Here is a 14,246-nt window from a genome sequence, read left to right on the forward strand (position 1 = left end):
ACAGGCGTCCGCGTCAGCGTACCGGTACGCGGTAGGTGCCGGGGCGGGTGGGTGGCTTAGTCGCCCGCGCGGGCGAGTAGCAAAGCCCGCTCCCTGTCATTGCCGGTCAATCCGGCGGCCTGGCGGAACGCGGCGCGGGCTTCCGCCGGACGTCCGAGTTTCTCCAGGAGATCGCCGCGCACCGTGGGCAAGAGGTGCGAGTCCTTCAGGCGTGGTTCGTCTCTCAGCGCATCGGCAATGGCGAGACCCTGTGCCGGGCCGAAGGCCATGCCGACGGCCACTGCCCGGTTGATTTCGACGATGGGCGAGGGGGCCGCCAAGGCGAGCGCCTGGTAGTATGCGGCGATTGCAATCCAGTCGGTGTCGGCGGCTGTTGCCGCGCGGCTATGGCAGGCGGCGATCATCGCCTGCAGGAGATAGGGGCCGGGTGTCGGCGTCAGGGTCATGGCGCGGTTCAGGCCGTCGAGGCCGCGCCGGATGAGCGACCAGTTCCACCGGCTGCGGTCCTGGTCGAGCAGCAGGATCGGTTCGCCCGCTTTGCTGGTGCGGGCAGGGAAGCGCGAGGCGTTGAGTTCCATCAGCGACACCAGTCCCTGCACCTCGGGCTCATCAGGCATCAGCGCCACCAACGAGCGGCCGAGGCGCAGCGCTTCGCCACAGAGATCGGCGCGCAGCCAGTCCGGCCCCGTGGTCGCCACATAGCCCTCGTTGAAGGTGAGATAGACCACCTCCAGCACGGCGGCGAGGCGTTCGCGTCGCTCTTGCCCGCGCGGCGTCTCGAATGGGATGGCGGCATCGCGCAGCGTCCGCTTGGCGCGCACGATGCGCTGGGCGACCGTGGCTTCGGCACCAGGAAGGCGCGGGCGATCTCCGGCGTCGACAACCCGCCCAGCAGCCGCAAGGCAAGGGCGGCGCGCTGCTCGGCCGGCAGGACGGGATGGCAAGCGGTGAAGATCAGCCGCAAAAGGTCATCGTCGATATCCTCGTCGAGCGCGGCCTCGATGTCGGGCATCTCGCGCTCCAGCTCGGCGAGGTCGATGGCAAGTTCGCGATGCTTGCCGTCGATCATGGTGGTGCGGCGCAAGCGGTCGAGCGCCCTGTTCCTGGCGACCTCGGTCAACCAGGCGGCAGGGTTGCGCGGGATGCCGTCGCGGGGCCAGCGCTCCAGCGCCAGCAGGAAGACATCTTGCGCGATCTCCTCGGCTAGCCCGACATCCCTGAGATAGCGGGCAAGCCTGGCGGTGAGCTTCGGCTGCTCGATCCGCCAGACCGCTTCGATGGTGGCTGTGGCCGTCAACCCTTCAGCTCGCCAAAGCCTTCCGCCACCTTCTGGACGTCCTCGGGGAACTCGCTGATCTCGAAGACGCGGCGGACCTCGATCACATCATTCTCCCCGGCGGGGCAGCGGCGGGCCCATTCGATGGCCTCTTCCCGCGAGCGCACGTCGATCACCCAATAGCCGCCCAGCACCTCCTTGACCTCGGCGAACGGTCCGTCGGTGACGGCTGGCTTGCCGCCCTTGTAGCTGACCCGCGCGCCCGATGACGGCGGATGCAGCCCGTCGAGTGCCAGCAGCACACCGGCCTTCTTCAGCTCCTCATTGTATTTCATCATCCCCTCCACCGCCTTGGCATCGGGCATGACATCGGGCGCCGCCTCTGCGTAGCCGGCGGGGATCATCAGCATCATGAACCGCATGGTCGTTCTCCTTCGTTGCGTTGGTTCGATGATACGACGAATGGAGGATGGCGAAATCGACACGAGTGGCAAAAAAGTTCAAATCCCTGGTCGCGCCAAGACTAGAGGCGTTGGACCGCCATATGGGCGAGGCTGCCATCTGGCCCTGCCAGTTTGCCCTGATATGTCAGGCTGCAATTCCTCACTCGAGCAAATCCGTGAAATCATCCAGCCTGGCCGGCGCAATCTCCCCCACGATCCCGGTGCTCGTCTGCGTGTTCGGCATCTTCCTGCTGTCCGGCATGGATGCGGCGATGAAGGTGCTGGTCATCGCGGTCGGCGTTTATAACACGGTGCTGTGGCGCAGCATGCTGGCCACCGTGGTCGCCGGCGCGGGCTGGCTGGCAGGGCCGCGCTCGCTTCCAACGCCCGCGGTGCTGAGGCTGCATGTGCTGCGCGCGGTGGTCGTCAGCTTTGTATTGCTGTGCTTTTTCTGGGGGCTTGCGAGGTTGCCGCTGGCGGAGGCGATCGGGCTCAGTTTCGTCGCGCCGCTGTTTGCACTCTTGCTGGCCGTGCTGCTGCTCGGCGAAAGGATTCAGCGCAAGGCGATCTGGGCCTCGCTCGCCGGCATTGCCGGCGTTGTCATCATCGTGGCCGGACAGTTCGGCCACACAAGCTACGCCAGGGATGCCCTGCTCGGCACGGCCGCTGTGCTCGCGTCGACGGTTTTCTATGCCTACAATCTGATCCTCGCCCGGCAACAGGCGCTGTTGGCCAAGCCAGTCGAGATCATGCTGTTCCAGAACCTTGGCGTTGCGGTCACCCTCGGTCTTGCCGCGCCCTGGCTCGCCGTTGCGCTGCCCAGCAATCTTTGGCTTCCGCTCGCAGGCGTAACGGCACTGTCGCTCGCCGGCCAGTTCCTGATGAGCTGGGCCTATGCGCGTGCCGAAGCGCAATATCTGATCCCGACGGAATATTCGGCCTTCATCTGGGCGATCGCGCTCGGCTGGTTCTTCTTCGACGAGGCGGTGACCTGGACCACGTTGGCCGGCGCCGGCCTCATCGTGGCCAGCTGCCTGATCGCCGCGCGCTCGAATCCCAAGCTTGCCGAGCCGATCGAAGCCGCGATTTGAGGGGGAAGCGCCCTCCACGGACACGTCGACGCGTAGTTCTCACCGCAGAAATTGCACGATCTTATCAAAAGCAGGGAGCGCTTGTGCGTAGCCTGAATCAAACGTGATCGTAAGTAGATCTGCCTATTGTAAAATTCTACTAAATATTTTGTCAATCGAATTACGGTCTGTAGACCATTAGTCGGGTTGTTGTGCTTCCGGTCCGGAAAACGTCACTGAATGTTCGATGTAATGGTGAACGATGTGGCAAGCTCCTGGAACGCTATCTTGCATGGCAATTTTGGTCCGGATGCGGCCACCTGGAATCGAACGATCCAGGCAGGCGAGGCATCAGGAGAAGGATTTATCCGATGAGCTTCTTCGTCAACGCCTTAGGCGTTCCTCTTCCCTACAGCGGCGCTTCCACCCATTGGTTCTCAGCGGCAGGGTCCGGGCCGGACTTGTACGGCAGCTCCGGAAACGACTCGTTCTACGGAGCATCCGGCGTCACCATGCATGGTGGCGCAGGCGATGACATCTATTACCTCTATGCGGCGAGCAACAAGGTGGCCGAGGCCGCTGGGGCAGGCATCGACACGATCAGCACATGGATGAGCTACAAGCTCCCCGACAATGTCGAGAACCTCGTCGTCACAAACGCCAACAACTATGCTTTCGGAAACGGGTTGGACAACATCATCACCGCCCAGGCCGGGCACCAGACGCTGGACGGCGGCGCGGGAAACGATGTGCTGATCGACGGCGGCGGCGGTTACGACACTTTCATCGTCTCGAAAGGCAATGGAAGCGATCTAATAGCGAATTTTGCCGCCACTGACACCGTCCGCCTGAATGGCTATGGGTTCACGTCGTTCGACGCCATCCACTCAAGCATGATCCAGGCGGGATCGAACGTGCTGTTGAACCTCGGATCCGGCGAGATCCTCGAGTTCAAGGACACGACCATCGACAAGATGCAGCCCAGCCAGTTCGAATTGCCGATCGACAAGTCCGCAATGAGCCTGTCCTTCAGCGACGATTTCAACACGCTGAATCTTCACAACAGCCAGGGCGGCACGTGGGATACCAACTTCTCGTGGGGAGCGCCGAACGGCAGCACCTTGACCAGCAACAACGAGCTGCAATGGTATATCGACGCCAATTACGCACCGACGAGTTCCGTCCACCCGTTCAGCGTGAACAACGGCGTGCTCACCATCACCGCGGCGCAGGCGCCAGCGGACATCAAGCCGCTGATCAACAATTATGAATACACCTCAGGCATCCTGACGACCCACGACACCTTCTCGCAGACCTATGGCTATTTCGAAATGCGGGCCGACCTGCCAGAGCACGCCGGCGCCTGGCCGGCCTTCTGGCTGCTCCCGGAAGACGGTTCGTGGCCACCGGAACTCGATGTCGTGGAGACGACCGGCCAAGCCCCGAACTCGTTGATCATGACAGCGCACTCCAATGAGACCGGAACGCACACCAAGGTCACGTCGACAGTGAGTGTCTCGGACCCCGCCGGTTTCCACACCTATGGCCTGCTCTGGACGCCGGACAAGCTGGTCTGGACCTATGACGGTGTGCAGGTCGCAGAAGCGGCGACGCCGTCCGACATGAACAAGCCGATGTATATGCTGGTCGATCTCGCGGTCGGCGGCTTGGCCGGCACCCCTCCGGATCATTTGGCCACGCCGGCCGAGATGAAGATCGATTACGTCCGCGCCTATACGCTGGACAGTGCTCCGGCAAATGCCCTGAACATCGCCAGCAGCAGCACTACAGCCAGCACTGGCACGCACAGTATCGCCAGCAGCACGCTGCACGGCGGTTCCGAATTTGGGGGCCACGCGTAAGGTCCCGGGATCATGCAGCGTCGGGGAATGCGGAAATGACCGGACCGTCCGACCTGCGCCCGGTCTTCATGCGCGCCATCGCCGATGTCGGCGTCTTCTCGCTGTTGATCAACATCCTGCTGTTGGTGATCCCGCTCTATCTGCTGCAGGTCTATGACCGCGTGCTGCCGTCCTCCAGCGTCGAGACGCTTGTCTATCTTTCGGCCATCGCGGTTCTCGCGCTCGCGGTTCTCGGGCTGCTGGACGCGATCCGCGCCGTTTACACGCAGCGCGTCGCGGCGACCCTCGACCGGAAGCTGGGTGCCGGCACATTCGCCGTTTCGCTTGGCGCAAAATATGCCGGCGGCCTGTCGCCGCTGCGCGATCTCGCCTCGGTCTGCGCCTTCATCAGGTCGCGCGGCGTGGCTGTGTTGTTCGATCTGCCCTTCGCCCCTGTCTTTCTCGCCCTGCTGTATCTGATCCATCCGGTGCTGTTTTGGGTGACGGTCGCCGGTGCGGCGCTTCTGCTTCTCCTGGTCGTGGCCAACCAGCTTGCCATCGGCAGGAACGACGCCTTGTCCGCGGAGCGTTCGGCTTTAGCCAGCCAGGCAGAACAGGCCTTTGCGCGCAATGCGGAGACACTGCGCGCCATGGGCATGGTGGAGAACGCCGCGCGGGTCTGGGGACGGCACGTAGGGGCAGCGCTCGCCTTCCATGACCGCTCCTCGAGTGCCAATGCGATCTTCAGCGGTGCCTCGCGGGCGCTACGCATGATGCTGCAACTGGCGATCCTCGGCGCCGGCGCGTGGCTGGTGCTCGAAGGGCAGATGACGGCAGGCATGATCTTCGCCTCCTCGCTGGTGTCGTCGCGCGCGCTGCAGCCGCTCGACCAGTTGATCGGTGCCTGGCGGCAGATCGCCGACGCCCGGAGAGCGTGGAGCCGGCTGGAGACGGCGCTTGCGGCGCGTCCGGCTGAAGCGCGGAAACTGATCCTGCCCGATCCGACTGGCGCGATCTCCGTGCAGGACGTTTTCTTCATGGCGCCGAATGCCCAGCCCGGCACCGAACCCATCCTCAAGCGACTGAACTTCCAAATTGGCGCCGGCGAAGCGTTGGCCATCGTTGGCCCAAGCGGCGCCGGTAAATCGACGCTGGCGCGGTTGCTTGTGGGCGCTGCCCGGCCGACCGGCGGCGCGGTGAGGATCGACGGCGCCGACCTGAGGACCTGGGACGAAAGCCAACTTGGAAGGCATATCGGCTACCTCGCGCAGGAGGTGGAGCTCTTTCCAGGATCGATCGCGCAGAACGTCGCCCGCTTCAACCCCGATGCAGATGACGCCTCGATCATCGAGGCAGCAAGGCGGGCCGAGGCGCATGACCTGATCCTGGCGCAGCGGGACGGCTACCAGACATTGATAGGTCCGTCGGACAGAAATTTGTCGGGCGGCGAGCGCCAGAGGATCGGGCTGGCGCGCGCCTTCTATGGCGCTCCCAAGATTCTCGTCCTGGATGAGCCCAACACCCATCTCGATGGCGCGGGCGAAGCAGCGCTCGAAGCGGTGCTTGCCGCCGTGAAAGCGGCCGGCGTCACGACAATCGTCATCACGCACCGCCCTTCGATTGCTGCCTCCTGTGACCGCGTGATGCTTTTGCGCGGCGGCGTGATCGAAGCCTTCGGTCCCAGCGGCGAGGTGTTGCGGCAGTCTGGGGCCAGCACGGGCGCCGGCAAGGGCATTCCCCGGCAGTATCCGGTGGTGACAGGGTCTTTCGCCGCGACGCTTCGCACGCACAACACCCGCTTCGGATCATAGACCATGGCAGTCCAGAGCCTCGCCCGGGAAGGCAGTCCGCCCACCGATATAAGGCGTGTGGCATCCGCCGGATACGCGGCAATAGCGCTCTGGGTGGGTTGCTTTGGCTATTGGTCCGTCAGCGCGCCCTTGTCAGGAGCGGTGATCACGCAAGGCACGATCTCGGCGACCGGTGGAAACATCCTGATCCAGCATCCCGAGGGCGGCATCATCCAGGAATTGCTGGTCCATGAAGGCGATCGCGTGCAACAGTCCCAGGATCTGATCGTGCTGGATCCAACAGCCGCGCGGGCCGAGCTTAACCGGTTGACGAGACAGTCGATCGCACTCAGGGCGAGCGCGGCGCGGCTGGAGGCGGAACGTGACGGATTGGACCGGCTGGCGCCAATCCCCGAAGCGGCGCCGGCGCCGTTCCAGCACGATTTCGAGACGCTGGTTCGAGAACAGCAGAAGGAATTCAACGCCAGGCTCGCCCGGTTTCGATCGGAACAATCGATCCTCGTCCAACGGGTCGCCATGCATCGACAGTCGGTCGTGGGATTGCAGGCCCAGAAACAGGCCATTCAGCAACAGGTGGAACTGGTGAAGAAGGAGCTCGGCATTAAGACCAGCCTGCTGGACAAGGGCCTCACCAATCGTACCGAATACTCCCAGCTTTTGCGCAGCGAAGCGGACCTCGTCGGGCAGGCCGGGGCGATGGAGGCCAATCTTGCAGCGGCCAACACCCAGATCGTCGAGGCCCAGGAGCAGACAGAGCACCTCACCACGCAGCGTGTGGAGGAGGCACTGACCAAGTTGGATGAGGTTCGCGCCAACCTGGCCGACATCGAGGAACAGATCAGGGCGTCGGAGGCGGTGCTGCGGCGAACGACGATCAAGGCGCCGGCGGCGGGCATAGTCGTCTCGTCGACCTACAATTCCAAGGGCAGCGTGGTTGCCCCCGGCGAAAAGATCATGGAGATACTCCCCACGGCACCGGGCCTGATCGTCGATGCAAGGCTGCGGCCAAAAGACATCGATCAGGTCCGTGTCGGCCAGCCGGCGAAACTGCGATTGTCGGCCTTGAACATGCGGCTTACCCCAGAGGTTTCAGCCACCGTGACCCAAATTTCCGCGGACCGGCTCATCGACCAGGCTACGCATGAGCCCTATTTCCGCGCCAGGCTGAAGATTGCCGCCGAGTTGCCGTCCGGCGTGAGGCCCGAGCAGCTTTATCCCGGAACACCTGTCGAGGCGTTCATCAGCACTGGCGACCGGACATTCTTCGAGTATCTGGCACGGCCGATGCTCGATTCTTTCGCTCGCGCCTTCACGGAGCGGTAGACATTGGGGATCGAACGATCAGCGCACCGCTTCGCGCTGGCTACCGGGCAGGCGGGTGGCGATCAGCTTGTCGATGCGGCGGCCGTCGAGATCGACCACCTCGAAGCGCCATCCTTGCGCGTCGACGCATTCGCCGGTCGCCGGCAGATGGTGCATGTGCGACAGCACATAGCCGGCGACGGTCTCGTAGTCGCGGTTTTCGGGCAGGTCGATGCCCAGAATCTCGGCCATCTCGTCGGCCTGCATATAGCCGGCAAGCAGCCATGAGCCGTCTTCGCGCTTGACGGCGTTTTCCTCGTCGCCGGCATCGAGGTCAGCCCGAAACACGCCGGTGATGGCTTCGAGAATGTCGGCCGGCGTGACGATGCCTTCGAAATGGCCGTATTCATCATGCACCAGCGCCATCGGCACGTCGGATTCCTTGAGCTTGTGCAGCACGTCGAGCGCGTCGGCCTGGTCGTAGACGATGGGCGCGGCGCGCACATGCTTGCGCGGGTCGAGCGTGCGGCCGGCAAGGATCGCGGCCAGCACGTCGCGCGTCTGGACGACACCGACCATGACGTCGACGCCGCCGTCGCCGGCCGGCAGGCGCGAATGCTGGGTTTCCATCAAAAGCTTGCGGATCGTCGTGTCGTCGGACTGCAGATTGATCCAGTCGACCTCGGTGCGCGGCGTCATCACCGCCCGCACGGCGCGGTCGCCAAGCCGCATGACGCCGGCGATCATGCGCCGCTCGTCGGATTCGATGGTGCCGTGATGCTCGGCCTCGGCGACCAGCATCTTGATCTCCTCGTCGGTGACCTTCTCCTCGCTTTCACCGCGCTGGCCAAGCAGCCACAATATGGCGCGGCCGGAAATGTCGAGCAGGAACACCAAGGGCGCCGAGACAGTCGCCAGGATGGTCATGGCCGGAGCGGCGCGGGCAGCAACGCGCTCGGGGTCGCGCAGCGCGATCTGCTTGGGCACCAGTTCGCCGACGATCAGCGAGAAATAGGTGATGATGGCAACGACAATGCCGACGCCGAGCGGGTCGGCGACGCTTTCGCGCATGCCTATCGAGGCCAGGTACACCGACAGCCGGTCACCCAGCGTGGCGCCGGAGAAGGCGCCGGAAAGCACGCCGACCAGCGTGATGCCGATCTGCACCGAGGACAGGAACTTGCCGGGGTTAGAGCCAAGGTCCAGCGCACGGCCGGCGCCGTTGACGCCGCGGTCGATCATTGCCTTGAGCCGTGCCGGGCGCGATGAAACGATAGCGAGTTCGGACATCGACAAAAGGCCGTTCACGCAGATGAGGACGACCACGATAGCAATTTCAACGTATAGCATGAGGGCTCAATAGCATTGCGGCGGGCCGCTCGAAAATAGTCCGCCAGCATTTTTAGAAGATGACAGTGCTGGCTGATGAAGCGACACGGCCACGCGGCATCGCACAGACGATGCCTCTTTCGACCGTTTGCGACAACGGCCTTGTCGCAAGGCCCATTTCATTCACTGCAACTGCTTCAGCACGCCGATAATCGCCTTGCCGTCAGTGAAATAGGGGTCGCCGCCGCCATTGCGGCCGGTCTTGGTGGCGCCGATGCCCCCCATGTCGCTGGTTGATGCCAGCAGATCGGCTGCGCTCAGGTCGCCGATCAGGAAGTCGCGTTCGGCATCGATGTCGGGACCGATGTGATGGGTGATTGCGCCCGTGTCGTGGCTGAGGCCGACGCCGCGATCGAAGCTGGCGGCACCCAGCCAGAGCGGGCGGCCGTCGTCGCCGACCGTATCCGTCTGCCAGAAGCGGACGTGGTGGCGCCGGTCGGCACTGTCGCCGACCGGCTTTTCGAAAGCGAGATCCTGGGGGCGACCGTCGAACAGCAGGCGGCTCATCGGCGCATCGGGATAGGGGCGGGAAAACAGGACACTTTCGCCGATATCGATGGCGGTTCTCAGGGTGACGGCATCGGCGGTGTCCCAGCCGGCGACGGCGAAGGCATGGACCACTTCCTTTTCAGTGCCGACAAGACCGACATTGATCGGGTCGCCCGGAATGCCTTGCGGCGTGTGCGTCACCATTTCGAAGCGCTGGTCGCGAAAGCCGCGCTCCCGGAACGTCCAGAATTCCGGCGCGGCGAGATAGGCAAGCGCGAACCAGGCACCCAGCAGGGCCGCTACCCAGATTGCAATGCGTCGCCGAAGGCTTCGTTGGCTCATGAAGGAGGCTCGATTCGTGCGGTATCTGTTGCCTGACGGACCCTGGAAATCAATGGCCAGCGATGCGCAGCCGGTTTATCGTCAGCCATCGTTTTTGTGTGGGGGCAGGAATGAAGCGAAAGCCGGCAGGCCGCGGACCGATGGCGTTGACCGCCGACCTTGTCGCGAGGGTCGAGCGTATCGAACCTGATCCTGGCCCTGAGCCTGGAGCAGCCGAGCACACGGACGCGGAGTTTGACGGCCTTGTCGAGCAACTGTTGTCGCAATACCGGCCTGAAGCGCTGTGGGTATTTGCCTATGGCTCGCTGATCTGGAATCCTGAATTCGTTCCTGTCGAGCAGCGCCCGGCCACTGCGCCAGGATGGCACCGCTCGTTCTGTCTGAAACTGACCCGCTGGCGTGGCACCCGCGAATTGCCGGCCTTGATGCTGGCGCTCGATCGCGGCGGCAGCTGCAATGGAATTGTCTATCGACTGCCTGCGGAAGACCATTTTGGGCAACTCGGCCAGCTTATGCGCCGCGAGATCGATGCCAACCCGCCAACCAACGTGCCTTGCTGGATCAAGGTCAAGACCAAGGAGGGGCCGCTGCGCGCCCTGGCTTTCGTCGCCGCGCCAGATGGCAGGGCCTATGCAGGACGGCTGCCGCCGGAGCAGGTCGCGGATACGCTCGCGCGAGCTGCCGGACACTGGGGCTCGTCGGCGCAGTATCTGTTCCGGACTGTCAGCAAGCTGGAGGAAAGCGGTATCCACGACCGGAACCTCTGGCGCATCCAGGACATGGTGGCACGGCAAATCATCGCTTCCACCGCTGGCGCAGGACCTACCTGATCAATTGCTACCGGCAGGCGCGATAACCGTTCTTGCGGTTCTTGATGTCGAAGTGGAAATGGTTGCGGTGGTCGTAATTGTAGCCGGGGCCGAGCACGGTGGTGAAATACTGGCAGCCATCGGCGCGCACATTGTTGAGGAAGCCGCGCGTGCGGAAGGCAAACAGGCCGGGCTTGCGCACGTCGATGTCGTCGCCATTGTTGAGCTCGATGCTCATGACGTCCAGCGCGTTGCCCTTGCCATGCTCGGACAAAACACCTTCGCCGGCGATGTTGCGGCAGGAATAGCTGGAGCCCTGGTGAATGGTCTTGACGCCGGAGAAGTAGCGCCAGCGCGCTGAGGGAACGAGCTCGTTCTTCGTCCAGGCGGCGAAGGTGGCGGCCATGTCGCAGGTCAGCGTCGCGGCAGGTTTCATCTGGATGCTGCCGATGGCAGTGACTTTTACGGGATAGTCGATGCCGCACTGGCCTTCATGGATCGGCGCCAGGTCGGTGTAGGCGACATCGAGGCGCTTCAGCTGCTGACGGCAATCGGTTTCGCTGGCCGGTATCTGCTCGACCGGCGACATCGGCTCATCCATGCGCGGATAGGCGGCCTGCGTCATGTAGGGATTGGACGGGACAAGTCTCTGCATGCCCGTATATTGCGGCACGGCCGCCGTTTGCGCGCCGACATCGACGGCCGGCTGCAGCGACAGCACGCTGCCGGTGTTGCAAGCCGAAACCGCCGCGAGAGTGAGGCCGGCGGCCAGCAGCATCGCGGGTTTCGAATGGCGCACGGTGGCGAAGAACACGGCGCGAAATTTGCCGGCCATTGGCGGAATCCTAGTTCGAACCTGATCCGTGATCAGGTTCGAACTTTTGCCTGACCATGATCTTTTCCGAAAACCGGTTCCCACTTTTCGGGATCTTGGTTCGGATATCCGGCATTTTAACGATCAAGGGTAAAGGAAAGCTCAGCGTCCGCGTTCACGCCTGCGGCGGAAATGCGGCATGTGCCTTTACAGCGTGCTCACTGGCAAAATGTGCCGCCATGTTTGCGCGGCTCGAGATCGAGATGGAAATGCAAAGCGTGATCGGCGTCGGCACCCGGCCCAAGCACGGTCTTGAAGGGCCCACAGGCGGCCTTGCGCACTGCGTTGAGGAATTTGGCGTCCTTTTCCGGCGGCGACGGACCGATCTCGATCTTCTTTCCGTCGGAGAGTGTGAAGCTGCCGATGTCGAGCGCGTTGCCGAATGCATGCTCCGACAGTTTCCTGGTGCCATGGCGCGGCCGGCAGACGAAAGCCGAGGCCTGGCTGATGGACTTCAACTCCGTGCCGAACTCCGCCTTGGCGGCTGGCTGGATGATATCGGCGGTGAAGCGGGCGGCCGCCTCGGCCATCGAGCAGTTGAGCTCGGTGGCAGGACCGATGGCGATCGACTTGTTGAGCGTCTTAATGACGAGGGGATAGGGGATGGAGCAGCCGATTTCGGGATTGCTTTCCGCCTTGTGCTCCTCGAATTCGACGCCGAGACCCTTCAGCCGCTCGCGGCAAGCGACTTCCGCCGCAGGCATCTTGTCCGCAGGCCGGTCGGCCGAGCGCGGATCTGGCAGCATCTTCTTGTCGCCGGCATCGGCCGGCTTTTCAGGCGGCTGTGGGGCAACGGCCGGCGGCTGAGCCTCAGGTTCCTCAATGTCGGGCTTTGGCGTCGGGGTCGGTACGTCGGCTGGCGGCTCCGGCTCGCTTTCCGTATCGGCTGGCGGCTCTGGGGCCGACGGTTCGGGCCGCGCCTGCTTTTTCTGACGTGACTTTTCTTCATTGAACTGGTCGGACGTTGCGTCTGTCTGGGGCCGTCTGTTTTGGGGCCGTCGGTCTTGGGAATGTCGGTCTTCTGCTCTTCCGTCTTTGCAGCGGCTGCGGGACGTGGTTCAGGCACCGGCGCATCGGCAGGCGATGGCAGCTTTGGGGATGATGTTGGAGGCGGTGGCGTTAGAGACGATGGCGGGGCATTTTGCGTTTTCTGCTGAGCCGGTTTCGGGGTGGACTGCTGCTCCACTCGCGATTTCGCCTTATGGCGGCCATGCGGCTTCAACGGCTGGTCGACCCGCGGTGTCAACGGCTGCTCCACCCTCGGTGTCAGTGGCCTGTGATGCTTGTGACGATGTTTGGCGTCGGCCGGCGCCACCAGCAAAGCGGTGACGGCCGTAGCCAGTGCAATCCTGTATATTCGGGAAAAGACAGACGACCCCATCGCCGTCAACGGCGCGCGCGCCCGGAGGTTGCCTTCAGCCCATCACGAACGGTAACCACGCCGTTACGCGCCGATCGCTTCAAGGCCTTCCTCCAGCCAGTCGGCAAGCAGCGGCATGCCAAGCAGATATTTCGCCGTGCGCTTGTTGGCGCGTTCGCGCGCCGCGGCCAGCGCATCCGCCCACTCGGACGCATCGTAGTCGCCGCGGCCGACCCATGCCAGCGCCACCAGTTCGGCGGCTTCATCGACATTGAGGTCGTTGATCAGCTCGCGCAGTTCTTCCTCTGTCAGGTTTTCAGAGCTTTCCTCGGCGAGGCCGTCATGGTGGTGGTTGACATGGGACTCGCCGTCGAGTTCGACCTCGTGTTCGGCGCCGTCGGCATAGTCCTCGTTGACGGCGGCACTCAGCGCCTTGGCCTTGAGGATGAACAGGCGCACGGTGTCGGGGCCGATCGTGAGGTCCCAGTCCTTTTCAAGTCGCCGCTGCACGGGCCCTCTCCGTCCGTCGTTTGCCGGATGATAGCGGATTTGCCGCATCCGTCACCTGATGTTCTCCACCCCTGCTTTTTCCGGCCCTGCTTTTTCCGGCCCTGCTTTTTCCGGGATGAAACGCGAGGCACTTGGCGTTAGTGTTGCATTCTCACCCCTCAAGGAGGCTTCGATGCATAAAAGAATCCTGATCCAGGCGGCGACTGCCCTTGTCGCGCTGCAGTTCTTCGCCGTCCCGGTGTACGCGGCGGGCAGTAGCGGTGGCAGCGATGCGACCGTCACCCAGTGCAAAAAGGGCGAAGTCTGGGACAAGAAGAAGAAAAAGTGCGTCGCGCCCCAGGAAGGCATGCTGGACGACGACAGCATTTATGATGCCGGTCATGCGCTGGCGATGGCCGGGCGCTATGACGAGGCGATCGCCGTGCTGAGCCTCGCTGCCAACAAGCAGGATCCGCGCATCCTCAACTATCTCGGCTATTCGCACCGCCATTCCGGCCGGGTCACCGTCGGCCTCGGCTATTACGAGGAAGCGCTGCGCATCGACCCGAACTACACGCTGGTGCGCGAGTATCTCGGTGAGGCGCATCTGCAGATCGGCGATCTGGCCGGCGCCCAGCAGCAGCTGATGGAAATCGAGAAGCGCACCGGCAAGGGATCGCGCGAATACGGCATGCTGTCCGAGCAGATCGACCATTTCATGCGGAGCTGATCAGGCTCCAGGGCTTTCCGA

12 protein-coding genes and 1 pseudogene are annotated in these 14,246 nt (G+C 63.4%); 6 read left to right on the forward strand and 7 right to left on the reverse strand.

What is annotated here, in order from left to right; genetic code table 11:
- Positions 1 to 56: 56 nt before the first annotated feature.
- Together AC0V7N_RS15640 and AC0V7N_RS15645 are read right to left on the reverse strand one after the other, a co-directional pair.
- Positions 57 to 1,297 (reverse strand): annotated as a pseudogene (locus AC0V7N_RS15640) (RNA polymerase sigma factor).
- Positions 1,294 to 1,698 (reverse strand): YciI family protein, encoded by a 405-nt coding sequence (locus AC0V7N_RS15645; protein ID WP_475458969.1) that lies wholly within the window; start codon positions 1,696 to 1,698, stop codon positions 1,294 to 1,296. Before AC0V7N_RS15645 ends, AC0V7N_RS15640 begins: the two are co-directional and overlap by 4 nt.
- A 197-nt stretch (positions 1,699 to 1,895) precedes the next feature.
- Between AC0V7N_RS15645 and AC0V7N_RS15650 the strand changes: the two genes are divergently transcribed.
- From AC0V7N_RS15650 to AC0V7N_RS15665, 4 genes are all read left to right on the forward strand, one after another.
- Positions 1,896 to 2,810, forward strand: coding sequence for a DMT family transporter (locus AC0V7N_RS15650; protein WP_475458971.1), 915 nt, complete (start codon positions 1,896 to 1,898; stop codon positions 2,808 to 2,810).
- Between the two features lie 350 nt (positions 2,811 to 3,160).
- Positions 3,161 to 4,651 (forward strand): endo-1,3-1,4-beta-glycanase EglC, encoded by a 1,491-nt coding sequence (gene eglC, locus AC0V7N_RS15655; protein WP_475460349.1) that lies wholly within the window; start codon positions 3,161 to 3,163, stop codon positions 4,649 to 4,651.
- A gap of 35 nt (positions 4,652 to 4,686) precedes the next feature.
- Positions 4,687 to 6,441 carry a type I secretion system permease/ATPase gene (locus AC0V7N_RS15660; protein WP_475458974.1) on the forward strand — a complete coding sequence of 585 codons (1,755 nt, stop codon included), beginning with the start codon at positions 4,687 to 4,689 and terminating at the stop codon, positions 6,439 to 6,441.
- A 3-nt stretch (positions 6,442 to 6,444) separates the two neighbouring features.
- Entirely contained in the window at positions 6,445 to 7,764 is a 1,320-nt protein-coding gene (locus tag AC0V7N_RS15665; RefSeq protein ID WP_475458976.1) for an HlyD family type I secretion periplasmic adaptor subunit, read from the forward strand.
- A gap of 18 nt (positions 7,765 to 7,782) precedes the next feature.
- Here AC0V7N_RS15665 and AC0V7N_RS15670 read toward each other — a convergent pair whose 3' ends face one another.
- A complete protein-coding gene (locus tag AC0V7N_RS15670) occupies positions 7,783 to 9,093 on the reverse strand; it encodes a hemolysin family protein (RefSeq protein ID WP_475458979.1) in 1,311 nt (436 codons plus the stop codon).
- Positions 9,094 to 9,255: 162 nt separating this feature from the next.
- The gene (locus tag AC0V7N_RS15675; protein ID WP_475458981.1) at positions 9,256 to 9,963 is read right to left on the reverse strand and encodes an LssY C-terminal domain-containing protein; all 708 of its coding nucleotides are present in this window, start codon (positions 9,961 to 9,963) and stop codon (positions 9,256 to 9,258) included.
- A 110-nt stretch (positions 9,964 to 10,073) separates the two neighbouring features.
- Here AC0V7N_RS15675 and AC0V7N_RS15680 point away from each other — a divergent pair, with 110 nt between their 5' ends.
- Positions 10,074 to 10,793: a gamma-glutamylcyclotransferase gene (locus AC0V7N_RS15680; RefSeq protein ID WP_475458984.1), complete on the forward strand. Its 720-nt coding sequence runs from the start codon at positions 10,074 to 10,076 to the stop codon at positions 10,791 to 10,793.
- 7 nt (positions 10,794 to 10,800) lie between these two features.
- Here AC0V7N_RS15680 and AC0V7N_RS15685 read toward each other — a convergent pair whose 3' ends face one another.
- From AC0V7N_RS15685 to AC0V7N_RS15695, 3 genes are all read right to left on the reverse strand, one after another.
- On the reverse strand, positions 10,801 to 11,607 hold the full coding sequence (locus AC0V7N_RS15685) for an extensin-like domain-containing protein (protein ID WP_475458986.1): 807 nt from the start codon (positions 11,605 to 11,607) through the stop codon (positions 10,801 to 10,803).
- 197 nt (positions 11,608 to 11,804) lie between these two features.
- Positions 11,805 to 12,392: an extensin-like domain-containing protein gene (locus AC0V7N_RS15690; RefSeq protein WP_475458989.1), complete on the reverse strand. Its 588-nt coding sequence runs from the start codon at positions 12,390 to 12,392 to the stop codon at positions 11,805 to 11,807.
- Between the two features lie 698 nt (positions 12,393 to 13,090).
- Positions 13,091 to 13,516 (reverse strand): DUF3775 domain-containing protein, encoded by a 426-nt coding sequence (locus AC0V7N_RS15695; RefSeq protein WP_027058602.1) that lies wholly within the window; start codon positions 13,514 to 13,516, stop codon positions 13,091 to 13,093.
- Positions 13,517 to 13,688: 172 nt separating this feature from the next.
- Here AC0V7N_RS15695 and AC0V7N_RS15700 point away from each other — a divergent pair, with 172 nt between their 5' ends.
- A complete protein-coding gene (locus AC0V7N_RS15700) occupies positions 13,689 to 14,225 on the forward strand; it encodes a tetratricopeptide repeat protein (RefSeq protein ID WP_475458992.1) in 537 nt (178 codons plus the stop codon).
- The last annotated feature ends 21 nt before the right edge of the window (positions 14,226 to 14,246 follow it).

Source organism: Mesorhizobium kamtschaticum, from assembly GCF_056174585.1.